The organism is Labrys sedimenti (assembly GCF_034424805.1).
Lineage (GTDB): Bacteria > Pseudomonadota > Alphaproteobacteria > Rhizobiales > Labraceae > Labrys > Labrys sedimenti.
Map to the genome: position 1 here is coordinate 18489 of NZ_JAXOUF010000019.1, position 16954 is coordinate 35442.

The 16954-nt window shown below is 64.2% G+C and carries 14 protein-coding genes; 12 read left to right on the plus strand and 2 right to left on the minus strand.

What is annotated here, in order from left to right:
• Positions 1-11: 11 nt before the first annotated feature.
• Positions 12-647, minus strand: a complete 636-nt coding sequence (locus tag U1R88_RS29330) for a cysteine hydrolase family protein (protein ID WP_322434465.1) — start codon at positions 645-647, stop codon at positions 12-14.
• A 200-nt stretch (positions 648-847) separates the two neighbouring features.
• Here U1R88_RS29330 and U1R88_RS29335 point away from each other — a divergent pair, with 200 nt between their 5' ends.
• The 3 genes from U1R88_RS29335 to proX are packed head-to-tail and all read left to right on the plus strand — an operon-like array spanning position 848 to position 4075.
• Complete coding sequence (locus U1R88_RS29335; RefSeq protein ID WP_322434466.1) at positions 848-2044, plus strand: quaternary amine ABC transporter ATP-binding protein; 1197 nt, start codon at positions 848-850, stop codon at positions 2042-2044.
• Positions 2045-2048: 4 nt separating this feature from the next.
• Positions 2049-3041: an ABC transporter permease gene (locus U1R88_RS29340; protein ID WP_322434467.1), complete on the plus strand. Its 993-nt coding sequence runs from the start codon at positions 2049-2051 to the stop codon at positions 3039-3041.
• On the plus strand, positions 3038-4075 hold the full coding sequence (gene proX / locus U1R88_RS29345; protein ID WP_322434468.1) for a glycine betaine/L-proline ABC transporter substrate-binding protein ProX: 1038 nt from the start codon (positions 3038-3040) through the stop codon (positions 4073-4075). Before U1R88_RS29340 ends, proX begins: the two co-directional genes overlap by 4 nt.
• Positions 4076-4354: 279 nt before the next feature.
• Here the strand turns inward: proX and U1R88_RS29350 are convergent, their stop codons facing one another.
• Positions 4355-5158 (minus strand): IclR family transcriptional regulator, encoded by an 804-nt coding sequence (locus U1R88_RS29350; protein ID WP_322434469.1) that lies wholly within the window; start codon positions 5156-5158, stop codon positions 4355-4357.
• A gap of 190 nt (positions 5159-5348) precedes the next feature.
• Here U1R88_RS29350 and U1R88_RS29355 point away from each other — a divergent pair, with 190 nt between their 5' ends.
• From U1R88_RS29355 to U1R88_RS29395, 9 genes are all read left to right on the plus strand, one after another.
• Positions 5349-6371 carry a succinylglutamate desuccinylase/aspartoacylase family protein gene (locus tag U1R88_RS29355; RefSeq protein WP_322434471.1) on the plus strand — a complete coding sequence of 341 codons (1023 nt, stop codon included), beginning with the start codon at positions 5349-5351 and terminating at the stop codon, positions 6369-6371.
• Positions 6361-7299, plus strand: a complete 939-nt coding sequence (locus U1R88_RS29360) for a threonine ammonia-lyase (protein WP_322434472.1) — start codon at positions 6361-6363, stop codon at positions 7297-7299. The genes U1R88_RS29355 and U1R88_RS29360 overlap by 11 nt, the downstream gene beginning before the upstream one ends.
• A gap of 156 nt (positions 7300-7455) precedes the next feature.
• Entirely contained in the window at positions 7456-8481 is a 1026-nt protein-coding gene (locus U1R88_RS29365; protein ID WP_322434473.1) for a sugar ABC transporter substrate-binding protein, read from the plus strand.
• Between the two features lie 164 nt (positions 8482-8645).
• The gene (locus tag U1R88_RS29370) at positions 8646-11141 is read left to right on the plus strand and encodes an ATP-binding cassette domain-containing protein (RefSeq protein ID WP_322434474.1); all 2496 of its coding nucleotides are present in this window, start codon (positions 8646-8648) and stop codon (positions 11139-11141) included.
• A gap of 9 nt (positions 11142-11150) precedes the next feature.
• Positions 11151-12128 (plus strand): ABC transporter permease, encoded by a 978-nt coding sequence (locus U1R88_RS29375; RefSeq protein WP_322434475.1) that lies wholly within the window; start codon positions 11151-11153, stop codon positions 12126-12128.
• Positions 12125-12934, plus strand: coding sequence for a creatininase family protein (locus U1R88_RS29380; RefSeq protein ID WP_322434476.1), 810 nt, complete (start codon positions 12125-12127; stop codon positions 12932-12934). The genes U1R88_RS29375 and U1R88_RS29380 overlap by 4 nt, the downstream gene beginning before the upstream one ends.
• Positions 12931-14457: an aldehyde dehydrogenase family protein gene (locus tag U1R88_RS29385; protein ID WP_322434477.1), complete on the plus strand. Its 1527-nt coding sequence runs from the start codon at positions 12931-12933 to the stop codon at positions 14455-14457. Before U1R88_RS29380 ends, U1R88_RS29385 begins: the two co-directional genes overlap by 4 nt.
• A 36-nt stretch (positions 14458-14493) precedes the next feature.
• The gene (locus tag U1R88_RS29390) at positions 14494-16209 is read left to right on the plus strand and encodes a GMC family oxidoreductase (RefSeq protein ID WP_322434478.1); all 1716 of its coding nucleotides are present in this window, start codon (positions 14494-14496) and stop codon (positions 16207-16209) included.
• A gap of 115 nt (positions 16210-16324) precedes the next feature.
• On the plus strand, positions 16325-16924 hold the full coding sequence (locus U1R88_RS29395) for a YidB family protein (protein ID WP_322434479.1): 600 nt from the start codon (positions 16325-16327) through the stop codon (positions 16922-16924).
• Positions 16925-16954 lie beyond the last annotated feature (30 nt).

Genomic DNA, 16954 nt, shown 5'->3' on the forward strand with positions numbered 1-16954 from the left:
TATTCGAGAGGTTACGCCGTTGTGGGCATTGCAAACGTCTCCAGAACCTCAGCGGTGTTCATGACCCAGCCATAGTTGCGGGCAAAAGCATCGAGTGTTGCTTGCTGGCTCGGCGGATGATTTGACGATACCGCATCGCTGACCAGGACGGTGGGGTATCCGTGGTGCACGGCGTGGCGGGCACTGTCCTCGACGCACATCTCGGTCACGGTTCCCGTAAAGACGAGGCCGTCGACGCCGCGTTCACGCAGCCGGGCGTCCAGATCGGTTTCGTGGAAGGCACTGAAATAGACCTTGTCGATAATCGGCTCGCCGGCCCGAGGCGGCAGTTCATCGATGACGGCTGCGGCATCGCGTGTGCCTTCCACATCGCCATAGCCGCGCTGGAAGCCGGGCACACAGGCCCTGGTTGGCGCATCGAGCAGGCCAAGCCAATCGAGCTTGGCTGCGAGCGGCCTGTAACGCATGTCGGCGACGTAGCGAGTGAAGATCACCGGCTTGCCGCGATTGCGGAAGCCGGCCAGCAAGGCCCGGATCGACGCGATCGTGTCGCGGGCAGCCGGCACTTCCATGGGAGCTCCCACGCGAACGAAGTCGTTTTGCATATCCACGACCACGAGGGCCGGATTGGTCAGCGCCGTGAGCACGCAATTCCTCCCGATGGTGTCCCAAACTAGTTACGATGGTACCGCGCAACCGCGCATGCTGCCTTTCCTAGGATACACAGGCAACCCGCTCCTCCGACGCGATGGAAGACGGTCGTCGGTGCGGGCCCTTTACTGGCTGGAATGGCAGTGCAGCATTGGCCAAAACTTTGCGCAAGGCCTGCAGGGGAACGGAGAAAGACGTGACGGACCGCATAGCGATCAGAAATCTGTACAAGATTTTCGGCAACGCGCCGGATCGTGCCCTGGACCTTTTGAAGTCGGGTGAGACCAAGGAAACGGTGCTGGCCAGAACCGGGCAGGTCGTGGGACTGTGTGATGTGTCGATCTCGGTGCCTGTCGGGTCGATCTACATGATCATGGGCTTGTCCGGTTCGGGCAAGTCGACGCTCGCGCGATGCATCAACCGACTGATCGAGCCGGATGCGGGCACGATCACGATCGATGGCGAGCCGGTAACCGGGACGAGCCAGGCTCGTCTGCGCGAAATCCGCAGAACCCGGGTTTCGATGGTGTTCCAGCACTTCGCGCTCCTGCCCAACCGTACTGTCATCGAGAATGCCGAGTTCGGCCTCAAATTGCGTGGCGTCGGTGCAGGCGAGCGCCGCAAGAAGGCGCTCGAGGTCCTGGATGTCGTCGGGCTCTCGGCCTGGGCCAATCACCTGCCCAAGGCGCTCAGCGGCGGCATGCGCCAGCGTGTCGGTCTGGCGCGAGCACTGGCCACAGAGGCCGACGTGCTGATCATGGACGAGGCCTTCAGCGCCCTCGATCCCCTCATCCGCAGCGAGATGCAGGACGAATTGCTGCGGTTGCAGCGCACGCTCAAGAAAACGATCCTCTTCATCACCCATGACTTCCAGGAGGCCCTCAAACTGGGCAGCCGCGTTGCCATCATGGCCGATGGCATGGTGATGCGCGAAGGAACGCCACAGGACATCGTACTCGATCCAAGACATCCCTATGTTGCGGCGTTCACCCGCGACATCGATCGCGCCCGGCTATTCGACGCCGCCTCCGTCATGGAGCCTTGCCAGCCCCTGACCCTGGCCGCAGGTCATGAAGCGACGGACATGGCTGGGCGCAGCGGCAGCACATTCGTCGTCGACGAGCGTCATCGCATCGCCGGCGTGATCGACAGCAGCCGCATCGGCGATTTGCGTCGTGGCATGGATGTGAGGCAGCTCCTGACGCAGGATTATGAGGCGGTTCGCAATACCGCCCGCCTGGCCGACATTGCCGGCATCTACCGGCCCGATCGGCCCATTGCTGTCGTGGATGACGATGGGCAGTTCCTGGGCCGGGTCGATCCCGTGCGGATTCTCGCTCGCATCGCAACGCCTGCCGCTGCACCCGCGCAGTCCCGGATGACGGGAGCCTGACCCCATGTTCGATGTCCAAAATCTCTACGTCATTCCGCTCGATCAATGGATCCAGGATGGCGTCCGCTGGCTGGCACTGCACTTCCGTCCCTTGTTCCAGACGATCAAATGGCCGGTCGAAACGTTGCTCAACGCGATCAATGGACTGCTGCATCTGATCCCGTTTCCGATCCTGTCCGTGCTGTTTGCGCTGGTTGCATGGCGCGTCGCCTCGCGTGGCGTCGGTATCTTCACGCTCCTTTCGTTCGTGTTCATCGCCTTTATCGGATTGTGGTCCGATGCCATGACGACCCTGTCCCTGATCGCCACCGCGATCGTGATCTGCGTGATCGTCGGCATTCCGTTCGGGGTCCTGTGCGCGCGCAGCGATCGCACCTGGGCGGTCGTTCGTCCCATTCTCGATGTGATGCAGACGACCCCGAGCTTCGTTTATCTCGTGCCCGTTGTCATGCTGTTCGGTGTCGGCACGATTGCAGGCGGCGTCGCCGTGATCGTGGCAGCGGTGCCGCCATTGATCCGCTTCACCAATCTGGGGATCCGCATGGTCGATGCCGAGATGGTCGAGGCCGGCCGGGCGTTCGGTGCCACCGATCGCCAGCTTCTGTGGGAGGTCCAGCTGCCCCTGGCAATGCCGACGATCCTCGGGGGCCTGAACCAGACGGTGCTGACTGCAATGGTGATGTCGGTGATCGTCGCCATGATCGGTGCCGAAGGGCTGGGGCTGGTCGTGCTGCAGGGACTTGGTCGCCTCGATGTCGGCATGGCCGCCGTCGGCGGCATCGCCATCGTGCTGCTCGCCATGGTGCTCGACCGCATGACACAGGGCCTCGCCCGTCAGGACAAGGCGGCCGTGGGGGGAAGCCTGCGGGCGACGTTGTCGAGGCTGTTGCGCCCCATCGCACCGTCCCGGACCCTCCCGCATCCAGCTCACCGACCCGACAATCCGGTTCTGTCTCCAAAAAGGCCGGCAGCATCTCCAGAAGAGGAAACCGTATGATCGTCTTGCGCACCACATGGAAGGGCGTTGCCTGCGCTGCGGCGTTGTTCTCGGCCCTGATTGCCGGACCGGCACTGGCTCAAGGCAGCCCCGGCGAAGGCAAGACCATTCGCTTTGTGTCCTCCGACAGCCTCGGCGCGAACTATATCCAGGATCAGATCCTGATCGCCGGTCTCGAGAAGCTCGGCTATGAGGTCAAACTGTCGACGATGAACATGTCGGCGATCCTGCAGGCCATTTCGCAGGGCGACCTCGACATGACCGGCGACATCAACTGGCCGCAGGCCCAGCCGGCCATCGAGAAGGTTGCAGGCGCCACCGAACTGATCAGTGACGGCACGATCATCGGGGGCGGCATCAATGGCTACATGATCGACAAGAAGACCGCCGAAGCCAACAACATCACCAATTTCTCTCAACTGAAGGATCCCAAGATCGCGGCGCTGTTTGACAGCGACGGCGATGGCAAGGCCAATCTGATCAATTGCGACCCGGCCTGGAAATGTGGTGACGTCGTCGATTTCCAGGTGAAGGAATTCGGCCTGAGCGACACCGTGCGCCCGATCCGTGCAAAGTATGAACCGCTGATTGCCGAGGCGTTCGCCAGGGCCGACCGGGGCGAACCGATCCTGCTCTACACCTGGAGCCCGTCCTGGATCGTCTACCGCCTGAAGCCGGCCAAGGACGTGGTCTGGCTGCCGATACCCTACGACGCCCTGCCGCCGGGCGTGAACAAGCCGAAGACGCATGAGGTGCCGGATGTGGCGGGCTGCGCCGGTGGTCAGAACCCGTGCCGGATGGCTGTAGGCCCCTGGAACTGGCGCACCCTTGCCAACAAGGAATTCCTTGCCGCCAATCCGGCAGTCGGAAAATTCGTTGCGCAGGCAAAGTGGCCGCTGAATACATGGAGCGAGTGGGAGGGGGCGCTGGGCAAGGGTGCCAAGACCAATGCGGACATGAAGAAGATCGCCAGCGAATGGATTGCCGCCAATCAGGGCGAGTTCGACCGTTGGATTAGCGCGGCGACCAAGTGAACCACCTTGCTCGCCGGGAGGGCGCGATTGGTCGCTCCCGGCGGGTTGGCCCGATGCGACCGGCTTGGCCGCGTTCGGTCCTGATCGCGATGCAAGGGAAAAGGGTGGGATCTTCCGCAATCAGTTGGATCGGAAGATCCCGTCATAGTGGCTTCTCGTTGACCCGGAGGGCGAAATACGCCCTTTCGTTGGTTCCACAGGCTCACGCGCGGGCCGAGCCAGCGAGAAGCGCTTCTGCAAGCAACCGATCGCTAAGGCCGACGCGCGAATGGAGCCGCCTCAGATCGGATGCTGAACACTTAGCCGGGGCGAGAGTTTTGCCGAGATGCGATGGCAGGAGGCCTGCAACACCCCAAGCGTGGTTTCGTGCCGGGCCTGGTTGTCGTGGGCATGCCGGTTGACATAGGCGATGATGATGGACGCGGCGGCGAAGCCGTCCGCGCCGAAAACCGGGCAGCATATATCCGTGATGCCGACGAAATCCCGGCTCGAGCGCAGTTCGTGCCCCCGGGCACGAATGGCGGCAAGACTGGCTTCCAGCGCGGCGCGATCGACCGGGACGGCACTGCGCCCCTGGCTTTCCTCGATGATCTTCTTGGCGACGGCAGGCGGCTGAAAGGCGAGCACGACCTGGCCGGAGGTCGAATCCGTCGCAAGGCGTCCATAACCAAGGCGCAGTGTGAAGGACATGTCCTCGCCGCCGGGCACCGCAGCGACGACCACAGTCAGGCCGTGATTGACGACCACCAGATGAGGCGATTGCTGGCATTCCAGCGCGATTGCGGCCAGTTCCGGCATAACCGCCGTCAAGAGGTCCTGCTGGCGCGGCGTATGCAGCCCTAGTTTGAACAGGCGATCGGTCAGGTAGAAGGCATCCGTTTCCGGATCGCGCTCGATATAGCCGCGCTCCTGGAGGGCCACGAGCATGCGAAAGATCTCGTTTTTCGACCGACCCAGCCCGTCCGCGATCTCCTTCATCGTCAATGGCAGCCCAGCTTCCGCCAGCAGTTCCAGAACCTCCAGCCCCTTGGTCAGGGCCGGCGCGGAATAGGCGGGCTTTTCCCGGTCTTCGATGCTGCTCATGCGCGATTCCCTCAATGGGCGCAGACCATAGAGAATTCTCTCGGCTTGTGCCTACGGTTTTATATTCAAACTTGACATCATATATAAAACTATCATCATCTGGCCGAAAGGGGAGAAACCCATGACGGATTTGATGGCTGGGACATCGGAGCCGACCCGCCGAAAGACGGTGAGCCCACGCAGAAATAGTGTGTTTACGACCGTCGACCTGGAGCGGCCCGGCAAGCAGATCGGCTATTTCTGTGTGCCCCAATCTCCCCACGACGATGCCTGGGGCGCGGTCCAGGTGCCGCTGGCCGTCGTTAAGAATGGCAATGGGCCGACGGTCCTCATCGAGGCGGGCAATCACGGCGACGAATATGAAGGCCCCCTGGCGCTCGGCGAATTGCTGCGCGACATCGACCCCACCGAGGTTTCGGGCCGCATCATCGCCATACCCGCCATCAACATCCGGGCCGTCGAAGCGGGAACGCGCACTTCGCCGATCGACGGGCTGAACTTCAACCGCTGCTTTCCAGGTGATTTCGACGGCACGCTCACCAGGCAGATCGCGGCCTATGTCCATGACTGCCTGATGCCGGTCGCCGACTATTTCCTCGACCTGCATTCGGGCGGATCCTCGCTGATGATCCTGCCCAGCGCCATCATCGAGCCGTCGCCGACGCCCGAGGGACACCGGCTCAACATCGAGGCAACGCTCGCCTTCGGCGCGCCGACCGTCGTCATGGTCGACAATCTGGGCGAGACGCGCACGGCGACCGCAGCCGCCAATCTGCAGGGCCTCGTCGTCATCGGCACCGAAATGGCTGGCGGAGGCCTGGTCAGCCAGGACGCCCTCGCCATCTGCCGGCGCGGCATTCGAAACGTCCTCAAACATGCCGGTGTCCTGAAGGGGCAACCCGAACTGCCGCAGGAGGCCAACAAGCGGGTGCTCAAAGTGCCGGGCAGCCGGGGCTACATCCTGGCCGATGATGACGGTGTGTTCGAGCCGATCGGCCAATTGGGCGCGATTGCCAGGAAGGGCGAACTTGCCGGCCGGATCCATTTCCCGCGATCGCCGGCCCGTGAGCCTGTCGAGCTTCGCTACGCCATTGACGGCGTCGTCTTCACCAAGCGCCAGCCGGGGCGGGTCAGGCCGGGCAATTGCTGCTTCGTCATCGCCGACGAATATCCCGAGGCGCTGGCAATGCTGGGGCGGGCCGATGAGCGTTGAGGCGATCAAGGCCGCCGTCGAGCGCGTCAGGCCCCATATCCGCAGGACGCCCGTTGTCAGGCTCGAGCATTGCTCCGACGCCACCATTCCGAGCGCCACTCATCTCAAGCTCGAATGCCTGCAAGTCAGCGGTTCGTTCAAGATCCGCGGCGCCGTCAATCGGGTCAAGTCGCTGTCCGCCGAGGCGATTGCCAAGGGTCTTGTCGCGGCCTCCGGCGGCAATCACGGCCTGGCCACCGCCTATATGGCCCGTCAGAGCGGCGTGCCGGCCACCATCTTCCTGCCGACCAATGCCAGCCCGCTCAAGGAACAGAAGCTTCTCAAGCTGGGTGCCGAGGTGCGCTATGCCGGCGCCGTATGGGACGAGGCTCACCAGGCCGCGGCGGCCCATGCCCGGGAGAGTGGTGCCTTTTACATGCATCCCTTCGCCGACGATGCCATCGTTGCGGGGCAGGGCACCATCGGCGTCGAAATGCTGGAGCAGATTCCGGATGCCGATCTCTACATCATCGCCATCGGCGGCGGCGGCCTCATCGCCGGAGTGTCGCAGGTCGTCAAGGCGATGAAGCCGAAGGCCCGCATCATCGGCGTGGAACCGGTGGGTTCGCCGACCCTCCATGCCTGTTTCGCAGCGGGCCGCGTCGTGCGTCTGCCGCAGGTGACCACGCGGGTCGCCACCATGGCCTGCGGCCGCACGGACGAGAGCATCTACGAGATCGCGCGGCGCCATGTCGATGACATCGTGCTGGTCAGCGACGAAGCGATGCAGCGCGCCGCCGAGCTTCTCTGGTTCGAGTTCGGCGTCGCCGCGGATCTGAGCGGCGCGGCCTCGCTGGCGGCGCTGATGGTCGGTGCGGTCAGGCCAAAGCCCGGTGAGCGCGTTGCCGGACTGGTCTGTGGTGCCGGGGTGGATGGGCTTTCCGCCTGAGGAGGATGTTTGCCGGCGCAACGCTGCGCCGCATCTCAGCCGTCAGGAGCGCCTCGCAAGAAGGCGGCGCACGGCCAAGAAAAGCAAGAAGTACGTACAAACAAGAAGCACGTAAACGTCCAAACCAAAAGCCATCCAGGCAAAGGAGGAGTTCATATGCGTAGCATCTTCAAGACATCGGTGGCGCTGTTCGCATTGGCGCTTGCCATGCCGTCTTTGGCGCAGGCCAAGGACAAGGTCCTCGGCGTCGCCGCCATCGACCTGCAAAACTCCTTCTATGTACGCATGAAGGAAGCGGGTGACGTCGCTGCCAAGGATTATGGCGTGCGCTCCACCTGGCAGAGCGCGGAGGGAAGTCTCGAGAAGGAAGTGGCCATCATCGAGAACTTCATCAACCAGGGCGTCAGCGCCATTCTGGTCGATCCGCTCGACAAGAATGCCCTGGTGCCGGTGATCAAGAAGGCGCTCGCGGCCGGCATTCCCGTTGTCACCATGGGCAACAAGGTGGAGGCGGACGGCAATTATTCCACCCTCTATCCCGACTATGACAACATGGCGATGGTGGCCCGTGCCATCGGTGCCTCGCTCGGCGGGGACGGTGAGATCGCCCTGCTCGTCGGCTCTCGCGGCAATTTCGTGTCCGACACCCGCGAAAAGGGCTTCGTTGAGACCCTGGCCAAGGAATATCCCAAGATCAAGATCGTCGGTGTGGAGCCGACCAATTGGGATGCCGCCAAGGCGACGAACGCCGCACAGACCTGGCTGACGACCTATCCCGACCTCAAGGCGATCGCCTGCATCTCCGACAGCCTGTGCCTGGCGGCGGATTCGGTCGCCAGTTCCATGGGTTCGAACCTGATCTATGGCGGCTATGACGGCGATGCCGAGATGAAGGAACTGATCGACAGCGGCAAGATGGTGCTCGATGTCCTCACCGGCGCCAATCGCGTCGGCTATTGGAACATCGCGGTCGCGACCCGTCTGGCCAATGGCGAGAAGCTGCCGAAGGATCTCTACATGCCGACCTATTTCGTCACCTCCGACGAAACGGCGAAGAAGCTGAAGGCGGCCGGGCTGAACTTCGAGCATATCAACACCGACAAGCAGGCCATCGAGGCCAAGAACTACACCGAGCAACTCGGCCCCAAGGTGTCGGCTTCGGCCATGACGGTCGGAAAATAAACCGGACATCTTCTGCCGGCGCGGCCGATCCGTGCCGGCAGCCGCTTGCCTCTATGCCGCAGCGCGCCTCGCCGCGCCGCAAGTGATGACCGGCCCGATCCCTATTGGGGGAAATCATGTCCCAGCTGAGATTATCGAGCCTTTTCAGGCGGAACGAGCCAGTATTGATCCTCGTCTTCGTGCTGGCGGTCGTGGTGTTCGGCTGGATCGATCCGCGCTTCCTGACGGCTGGCAATTTCGTCAGCATCGCCCAGCAGAGTTCGGTGATTGCCCTGATCGCCTTCGCGATGACCGCCGTCATCATCGCACGGGGCATCGATATTTCGGTGGGCAGCACGCTGGCTTTTGCCGGCGTGGCCGCCGGCCTTGTCCATGCCGCTTCCGGATCGGCCGTGCTCACGCTGGCGGCGGCGATCGGAAGCGGTGCACTTGTCGGGCTCCTCAACGGCATCCTGATCGGGTCTGCCGGCATTTCGCCGTTCATGGCCACGCTCGCCACCATGGCTTTCGCCCGCGGCCTTTCGCTCAGCCTGTCCGGGGCGTCGAGCATCACCATCGCCGATCCGGTCGTGCTCTATGCCGGACGGGAGACGTTCGGGTTGTTGCCGGTGTCCGTCGTCATTGCTCTGGCCGTTCTGCTGGCCTGGTGGTTCGTGCTCAAGCGCACCGTCTATGGGCGCTGGATCTATGCGGTCGGCGGCAATGCCGAGGCTGCCCGCGCCTCGATGGTGCCGGTCGGCTCGGTCCGCATCTCCGTCTATCTCATCGCCGGGGCGACGGCGGGGCTCGGCGCCATCCTGACCGTTGGCCGCCTCGGTTCCGCCCAGCCTTTGGCGGGCACCGGCCTTGAATTCACCGCGATCACCGCTGCCATCGTCGGCGGCACGAAACTGTCGGGCGGCCGGGGCTCGATCTGGGGAACGGCGCTCGGCGCCATGCTGCTCGGGGTGATCAATACCGGCCTGTCCTTCCTGCAGGTGCCGCAGATCGTCATCTACTACATCACCGCGGCGCTGATCCTGGCGGCCGTTCTGGCCAGCCAGCCCGAGAGCGTGACCTCGCTGTTTTCCAGCTTGCGGCGCACGACACCGAAAAGAACCGATGGTGCACTTGCTGTGTCGCCCGCCGGCGCGGGCGGTGCCCACAGCATTGCCCTGCGCGGAATCGGCAAGGTGTTTCCGGGCGTCAAGGCGCTCGACGGCGTGTCTTTTACTGTCTCGTCCGGCGAGGTGGTCGCGCTCGCCGGCGAGAACGGGGCCGGCAAGTCGACCCTGGTGAGATGCATCTCCGGAATCTATCGCCCCGACGAGGGCGAGATCGTCATCGATGGCAAGACCGTCGACTTTCATTCCTCCAACGAGGTACGCGACATCAGTGTCATCCATCAGCATTTCAGCCTATCGCCCGACCTGACAGTGGAGGAGAACCTGTTCGTCGGCCGCGAGCCGCGCACCCGACTGGGCCTGCTCGACCGGGCCCGGATGCGCCGGGAGGCCCAGGCCGTCATGGATGAGTTTTCGCTCGACATTCCGGCCGATGCCGAACTGCGCTCGCTGTCCGTGGGCCGGCAGCAAATGGTGGAGATCGCGCGCGCGGTTCTCTCCGATGCCTGGTTCATGGTGATGGACGAGCCGACCAGTGCGCTCTCCAACCGCGAGCGCGACCAGCTCTACGGGCTGATCGACAGGCTCAAGGCCCGCGGAGCCGGCATCCTCTACATCTCCCACAAGATGGAAGAGATCTTCAATCTGTGTGGCCGAGTCGTCGTCCTGCGCGACGGCAAATTCATTGGCGAGCGCCGCACGGCCGAGACGAACGAGGCCGAGATCGTCTCGATGATGGTGGGACGCGATGTCGGTGATGTCTTCCCCCACCACCAGGCCGATATCGGCGAAAGGGCCATCGAGGTCGAGGCGCTGTCCGACGGCAAGCTGCTCAAATCCGCTTCGCTCAACGTGCATCGCGGCGAGATCGTCGCACTGGCCGGCCTGATGGGCAGCGGACGTTCGGAAGTGCTGCGCCTCATCGCCGGCATGGCTGCGCCGCAGAGCGGGGCGATCACCATCTTCGGCAGGCCCCAGCGGGGAGCGGACCTCAAGGCCGCCAATCGCGCGGGCATCGTCTACATTCCCGAGGACCGCCATCTGGAAGGGTTCGTCGGCACCATGTCGGTCAGCGACAACCTTTCGCTGGCATGGATCCGGGGCCATAGCCGCCTCGGCATTCTTTCCCCGGCCCGGATCGCCGCGCTGGCGCGCGAGCTGATCGGCTCGCTCGGCGTACGCCCGGCACAGTCCGGGAAGGCGACGATCGAGCTTTCCGGCGGCAACCAGCAGAAAGTCGTGATCGGCAAATGGCTGGCGACCAAACCCAGGATCATCCTGCTCGACGAGCCGACGCGCGGCGTCGACGTCGGCGCAAAATCCGAGCTGCACCGCCTCATCGCCGGGCTCAAGCAGGAGGGCGCCGCCATCTTGATGGTGTCGAGCGAACTGCCGGAGGTGCTCGGTGTCGCCGATCGCATCGTGGTCATGCGCCAAGGCCATTCGGTCGGGGAGCTCGCACGCGGGGCGACGGAAGAGCAGGTCATGGCACTGGCATTCGGCGATCGGGCGACGGCCAAGCCGGCCGATCTCCTTGCAAGCGCCCAACAGCGATAGGAGCGGCACATGACGATCGCGATGAGGAAAGGCGTGCTGCCGCGCATTCTCGATCTCTCCCCGCTGATCCTGCTGGCGGGATTGGCCATCGTCTTCGGCTTGCTGGATGCCAGGGTGGTGTCCGGCCAGAGCCTGATCAACATCGTATCGCAAGCCACACCCGTGGCCGTGCTGGCACTCGGCGCGATGATCGTGCTGCTGACGGGCGGCATCGATCTGTCGGCCGGCATCGGCGTCGCCTTTTGCGCCGTGCTGGTCGCGAGCCTGATCGATGCGGGCACGGGGCTTGCCGGTGCGCTGGCGATCGGGCTGTGCGCCATGCTCCTCGTGGGTCTGGCGAACGGCCTGGTGGTCGCGCTCCTGCGCATACCGCCCTTCGTGACGACGCTGGCCTCCATGGTGGCCCTGCAGGGCGCCACGCTGGCCGTCGCCTCCAAGGGCGTGCTGGTGGTTCGCGAGCCCGTGCTCAAATTCGTCGGCGTCGAACGTTCCTTCGGCCTGCCCCACGTCATCTTCGCCACGGTGATCATCGTGCTTCTGGCCATGGTGCTGATGCGCCGCAGCCGCTTCGGCCTGCGCACCTATGCGCTCGGCTCCGATCCGGCTGCGGCGGAACTCGCCGGCATCCCGGTCGTCAGGCACACCGTCCTGGTCTATGCCGCCTCCGGCCTGTTCGCGTTCCTCACGGCCGTCATCATGATCAGCCGCGTGCCGGTGGTCACGCCCAATATCGGCGGCACCTCGCTGCTGCTGGATGCCATCGCCGCTGCCGTCCTTGGCGGGACGAGCATATTCGGCGGCCGCGGCACGGTCTGGGGCGCAGTCATCGGGGCGCTGATCGTCAGTCTTCTCACCACCGCCTTGCGCATTTTCGGGACCGACCCGTCCAGCCTGGAGCTCTACAAGGGCGCGATCATCATGCTGGCCCTGCTGGCCGACGCCGCCATGACCCATGCCAAAACCCGCCTCATGGAGATTGCCCGATGACGACGCCTCTTCCCGGTCGGGACGATCCGGGAGCAACCGCCTTTGCCGCCATGACCAGCCCTGATGCGCGGGCGCTGGTAGCCTCGCAGCCCCTGCGCCCCGTCGCGCTGCTGCCGACCGGCGCCGTCGAGCAGCATGGCCCGCATCTGCCGCTCGGCGTCGACATCTGGCTGGCGAGCGCGGTGGCGCGGGCTGTCGCCGAAGGGCAAGCGGGCATGCGGGTTTGCGAGCCCTTCGCCTATGGATCGTCCCAGCACCACCGCGCCTTTGCCGGCACGATGAGCCTCAGCCCGCAGACCTTCATCGCGGTCCTGGCCGATCTCGGCGAATGCCTGTGGAGCGACGGTTTCCTGCCCGTCATCCTCAACGGGCATGGCGGGAACCGGGCCGCCATCCAGGTCGCAGTGACCACGCTGGGCCAGCGCGGCGTGGTCGCGGCCGGCTTTTCCTATTTCGATCTGATCGCCGACATCGCCGCCGAAACATTGCCGGATGCCGCCGGCGGAACCGGCCATGCCTGCGCGCTTGAAACCTCGCTGATGATGCATGTGCTGCCGCAAACCGTGCGCGAGGACCTTATCCCAGCCGGGACGACACCGCCGAGCTGGCCCGACCCGCACCTCTTCGCCGCCCCCGCCGTCACCGTATGGCGACCCTTCGAGGCGATACGGGACAATGGCGTCATCGGCACGCCATCGCAGGCTTCGCCTGCCGCCGGTGCGCTTCTGTTCGAGGCAGCCGTCAATCGCAGCCGCGAGGCCGTCCTCGCCATCCAATCCAATTATGGTCAAAGGAGTTCACGATGACCGTTCAGTTCAGATCTTCCCTCGAAGGGCCTCATCTGCGCGGCATGGCCATTGTGAACGAGCCCGACACAAGTCTGCGGCTGGGTACAAACCGTATCGGGTCGACCTGGGCAGCCGGCAGTTCGGACCGGTTCTTGAAGGTCGACAGCCCGGCGACCGGCGAAGCGCTGGGCTATCTGGCGCTCTCCACGCGCGGGGATGTCTCCCGGGCGGTGCAGGCGGCGGAGGGCGCGCGCGAAACCATGCGCCGGATGGGCGTCTTCGCCCGGGCGGCTCTTTGCCTGAAGATTGCCGAGGAGATCGAGCGGCGGAGCGATGATCTGGCGCGCCTGCTCTGTCTCGAGCAGGGCAAGCCCTTCCACGCCGAAGCCAAGGCCGAGGTTTCCGGCGCGGCGCTCGGCTTTCGCAATGCCGCCGAGCAGATGAAATGGCTGGAAACCTCAGCATTTGCCGTCGCCGATCCCAACAAGCGCGCCTTCAGCTTCCTGCAGCCCAAGGGCGTCTTTGCCATCATAACGCCCTGGAATTTTCCCCTTGCACTGCCCTGCCTTTATTATCTCGGCCCCGCCATCGCCACCGGTAACACGGTGGTCTGGGTGCCTGCTCCTACCACCTCGCTAATCGCGGTGGCGTTGATGGAATGCTTGATCGAGGCCGGCCTGCCGGATGGCGTGGTCAATCTGGTGCTGGGAGACGGCGCCGAAGTTGGCGATGAGGCGGTGATCCATCCCGGCACCCATGCCGTCGGCTTCACCGGCAGTTCGGCCACGGGCGCGCGGATCGCCAGCCGCGGGGCGGGCAAGCCGCTGCTTCTGGAAATGGGCGGCAATGGCCCCACCATCGTCCTGCCCGATGCCGATATCGACAGGGCTGCCGCCAAGGTCGGCGCCGGCTGTTTTGCCAATGCCGGCCAGATCTGTACCGCGACCGAACGGATCCTCGTGCACAAATCCGTGCATGACCGCTTCATCGACGGCCTCGTCAAGGTGGCCGGTGCCGTGCGCATGGGCGATCCCTTCGATCCGGCGATCACCATGGGCCCGCTGAACAATGCCGCGGGCCTCGACAAGATGCTGAGCCATATGGACGATGCCCTGGCGCGCAAGGCCCAGGTGGTGACCGGCGGCAGGATCGCTGCCGGCATGCCGACAAATCTCTATTTCGAGCCCACGGTGGTGACCGGGCTGGGCCGCGAAAGCCTGCTCAATGTCGAGGAATCCTTCGGTCCCGTGGCGCCGGTGCTGAGCTTCGAGACCGACGAGGAGGCGCTGGAGCTTGCCGCCTCCAGTCCGTTCGGGCTCTCGGCTGCCGTCTTCACCAGCACCATCGCCAAGGCGTTCTTTTATACCGAGAGCCTCAGGGTCGGCATCGTCAACGTCAATGAGAAGAGCTGCTACTGGGAACCCCACATCCCGGCGGGCGGGGCGGCGGGCACGCAAAGCGGCCTGGGCCGGACCGGCGGGCGGCACACGCTCATGGAGATGTGCGACCTCAAGACGATGACGATCGATCTCGCCCGATAGGACGCCAGCCAGGATTTGCAGCAGGAGCATCGTGCCATGACCGTCGCCGAGCCGGACAGGGTGGACTATGTCATTGTCGGTGGCGGGTCGGCGGGCTGCGTGCTTGCAGCCCGGCTGACCGAGAATCCGGCCGTCCGCGTGATTCTTCTGGAGGCGGGCATGGATGCGGCGCGCCCGGAGGACTTTCCCGATCTCGCCTCGCCCTATCCCGGCATTGCCTATTCCAATCCGCGATATACCTGGGATGGCCTCAAGGCATCCTTGCCCTATGGCGGTTCCAACCGGCCGGAAAGCAAGGCTAGCCGCTATGAACAGGCGCGGGTCCTGGGCGGCGGGTCGGCCATCAACGGCATCGGCGCCAATCGCGGCGCCCCGTTCGATTATGACGAATGGCGGGACATGGGCCTGGAGGGCTGGTCGTGGGAGGCCTGCTTTCCCTATTTCAAGAAGCTCGAGCGCGACCTCGATTTCGACAATCATCTTCACGGCAGGAGCGGGCCGTTTCCGATCCGCCGGCGCGGCGAGGAGATCTGGACGCCCTTCACCCGTGCCATGCTGGCGGTCTGCAAGGCGCGCGGCATTGCCTTCCTGCCCGACCAGAACGGCGTATGGGAAGAAGGCACTTTCGAAATGGCCGTCAACATGGACGAACGGCGCCGCCGTGTCAGCACGGCCTGGGCCTATCTGACGCCGCAGGTCAGGGCGCGCCCCAACCTGGAAATCCGCACTCACACCACCGCCTCTCGCATCGTCCTGGCCCATGGCAAGGCCGATGGCGTGATCGCCATGCGAGGAGGCGCCAGCCAGATCGTGCGTGCGAACCGGGTCGTGCTGAGTGCCGGCGCCCTGTCCTCGCCTGCCATCCTCATGCGCTCGGGCGTCGGCCCGGCTCCTCATCTGGGCGATTGCGGCATCCAGGCCCTGCATCACCTGCCTGGTGTCGGCCAGAACCTGATGGAGCATCCCTCGGCCGGCATCGTGCCCTTCCTGAGACCGGCAGCGCGGCAGGGGGGCGTGCCGGACTACCACATTCCCATCGGCTATCGCTTCTCCTCCGGCCTGGAGGGATGTCCGCCGGGCGACATGCACATGAACTTCGTCACCCGCGCAGCCTGGCATGCTGTAGGCCGGCAGCTCGGCTCGGTCTTCTTCTGGGTGAACAAGTCCTATTCGCGTGGCCAGCTCCTGCTCGATCCCGCATCCCCGGACGGCCCGCCGCGCATCGATTTCCGCATGCTCTCCGACAGGCGCGACCTCGTGCGTCTGGCCGATGCCTTCGAGCGTGCCGTGAGCCTGGTGCTCGACCCAACGGTAGAGTCGGTGGTTTCCGGCGTTTATGCCGGCGGCATGTCGGAGATCGGCAAGCGTTTTTCCAAGCCGAGCTCGCCCGGTGCTGTCATCACCGGGATCGGAGCGGTGGGCCTCGATCTGATCGGCCGGCTGCGAGACAAGGTGTTTCCCCACATGCTCTCGAACTTCGACGATCCCCTCAGGCTGGTCGGTAACCGCAGCGAACTCGAGGCCTATATCGCCGAAACCGTCGGCGGCGTCTGGCATCCGTCCGGCACCTGCCGCATGGGTCCCGATGGGGACAGGATGGCGGTGACGGATGCCCTGGGACAGGTTCATGGGTTGCAAGGACTGTTCGTCTGCGATGCGTCGCTGATGCCCACGATTCCCTGTGCGAACACGAACCTTCCGACGATCATGATGGCGGAAAAGATCGCCGATGCTCACAAAGGCTTTGCCTGAAAACATTAACACGCTCCTCCTATAGCCGGAGAAACAGTGGCGTTTCCCGCTCTCGCCTTTGTCGACCGGCCCGACAGGCGTATTCCTGTCTGTGCTCCGTTCTCAGGTGATAGTTGTGACCAATGACGATTGGAAAATCGGCGTTCTATTTTCCAAGAGCGGCGTAACAGCTGCCGCGGAAATAGCCGAAGCAAATGCGACGCTCCTGGCCACCGAAGAAATCAACGCTGCGGGAGGCGTGCCTGGGCGAAGAATTGCGGCACGCAAAGGGCCACTGTCCGGTTTGGAGCGGCCCAGCCGCGACGATCAGTTGGCGGCATGCGGCGAGGCCTTGCATCATAATGTTACCTGGCGTTACCCTGTGACGCGGGGGCTGTTTATGAGCTGTGCTGCCCTTTGCAGGCAGGCTGGAAGTTCGATTTCCGATTTGGTGTCACAGCACTTGCCCGATCTCTTCGGGCAACACGGTATTGATGGCCTGCAGGGACTGACTACTCAGTTGTCGCAAGGCGGGCTGGGCGAAGCAGTTTCGTCGTGGATCGGCAACGGAGAAAATCAGGCGGTCACGGCCGACCAGATTTCCCAGGCCCTGGGTTCGCCCATGGTCGCGTCATTGGCGGAGAAGTTCGGCGTTGATCCGGCCCAGGCGAGCCAGTTCCCTGCCGACCATCTGCCGCAGATCATCTCGACATTCCACGGTAACCGAACGGCCTGAAGGAGCCCGGCCGCTCGATCGAATGGAGCG

Bases quoted from the DNA above. Each gene is read 5' to 3' on its own strand.
- U1R88_RS29350 (WP_322434469.1), bottom strand. From the start codon at position 5,158: ATGAGCAGCATCGAAGACCGGGAAAAGCCCGCCTATTCCGCGCCGGCC.
- U1R88_RS29365 (WP_322434473.1), top strand. From the start codon at position 7,456: ATGCGTAGCATCTTCAAGACATCGGTGGCGCTGTTCGCATTGGCGCTT.
- U1R88_RS29390 (WP_322434478.1), top strand. From the start codon at position 14,494: ATGACCGTCGCCGAGCCGGACAGGGTGGACTATGTCATTGTCGGTGGC.
- U1R88_RS29380 (WP_322434476.1), top strand. From the start codon at position 12,125: ATGACGACGCCTCTTCCCGGTCGGGACGATCCGGGAGCAACCGCCTTT.
- U1R88_RS29385 (WP_322434477.1), top strand. From the start codon at position 12,931: ATGACCGTTCAGTTCAGATCTTCCCTCGAAGGGCCTCATCTGCGCGGC.
- U1R88_RS29375 (WP_322434475.1), top strand. From the start codon at position 11,151: ATGACGATCGCGATGAGGAAAGGCGTGCTGCCGCGCATTCTCGATCTC.
- U1R88_RS29340 (WP_322434467.1), top strand. From the start codon at position 2,049: ATGTTCGATGTCCAAAATCTCTACGTCATTCCGCTCGATCAATGGATC.
- U1R88_RS29360 (WP_322434472.1), top strand. From the start codon at position 6,361: ATGAGCGTTGAGGCGATCAAGGCCGCCGTCGAGCGCGTCAGGCCCCAT.
- proX (WP_322434468.1), top strand. From the start codon at position 3,038: ATGATCGTCTTGCGCACCACATGGAAGGGCGTTGCCTGCGCTGCGGCG.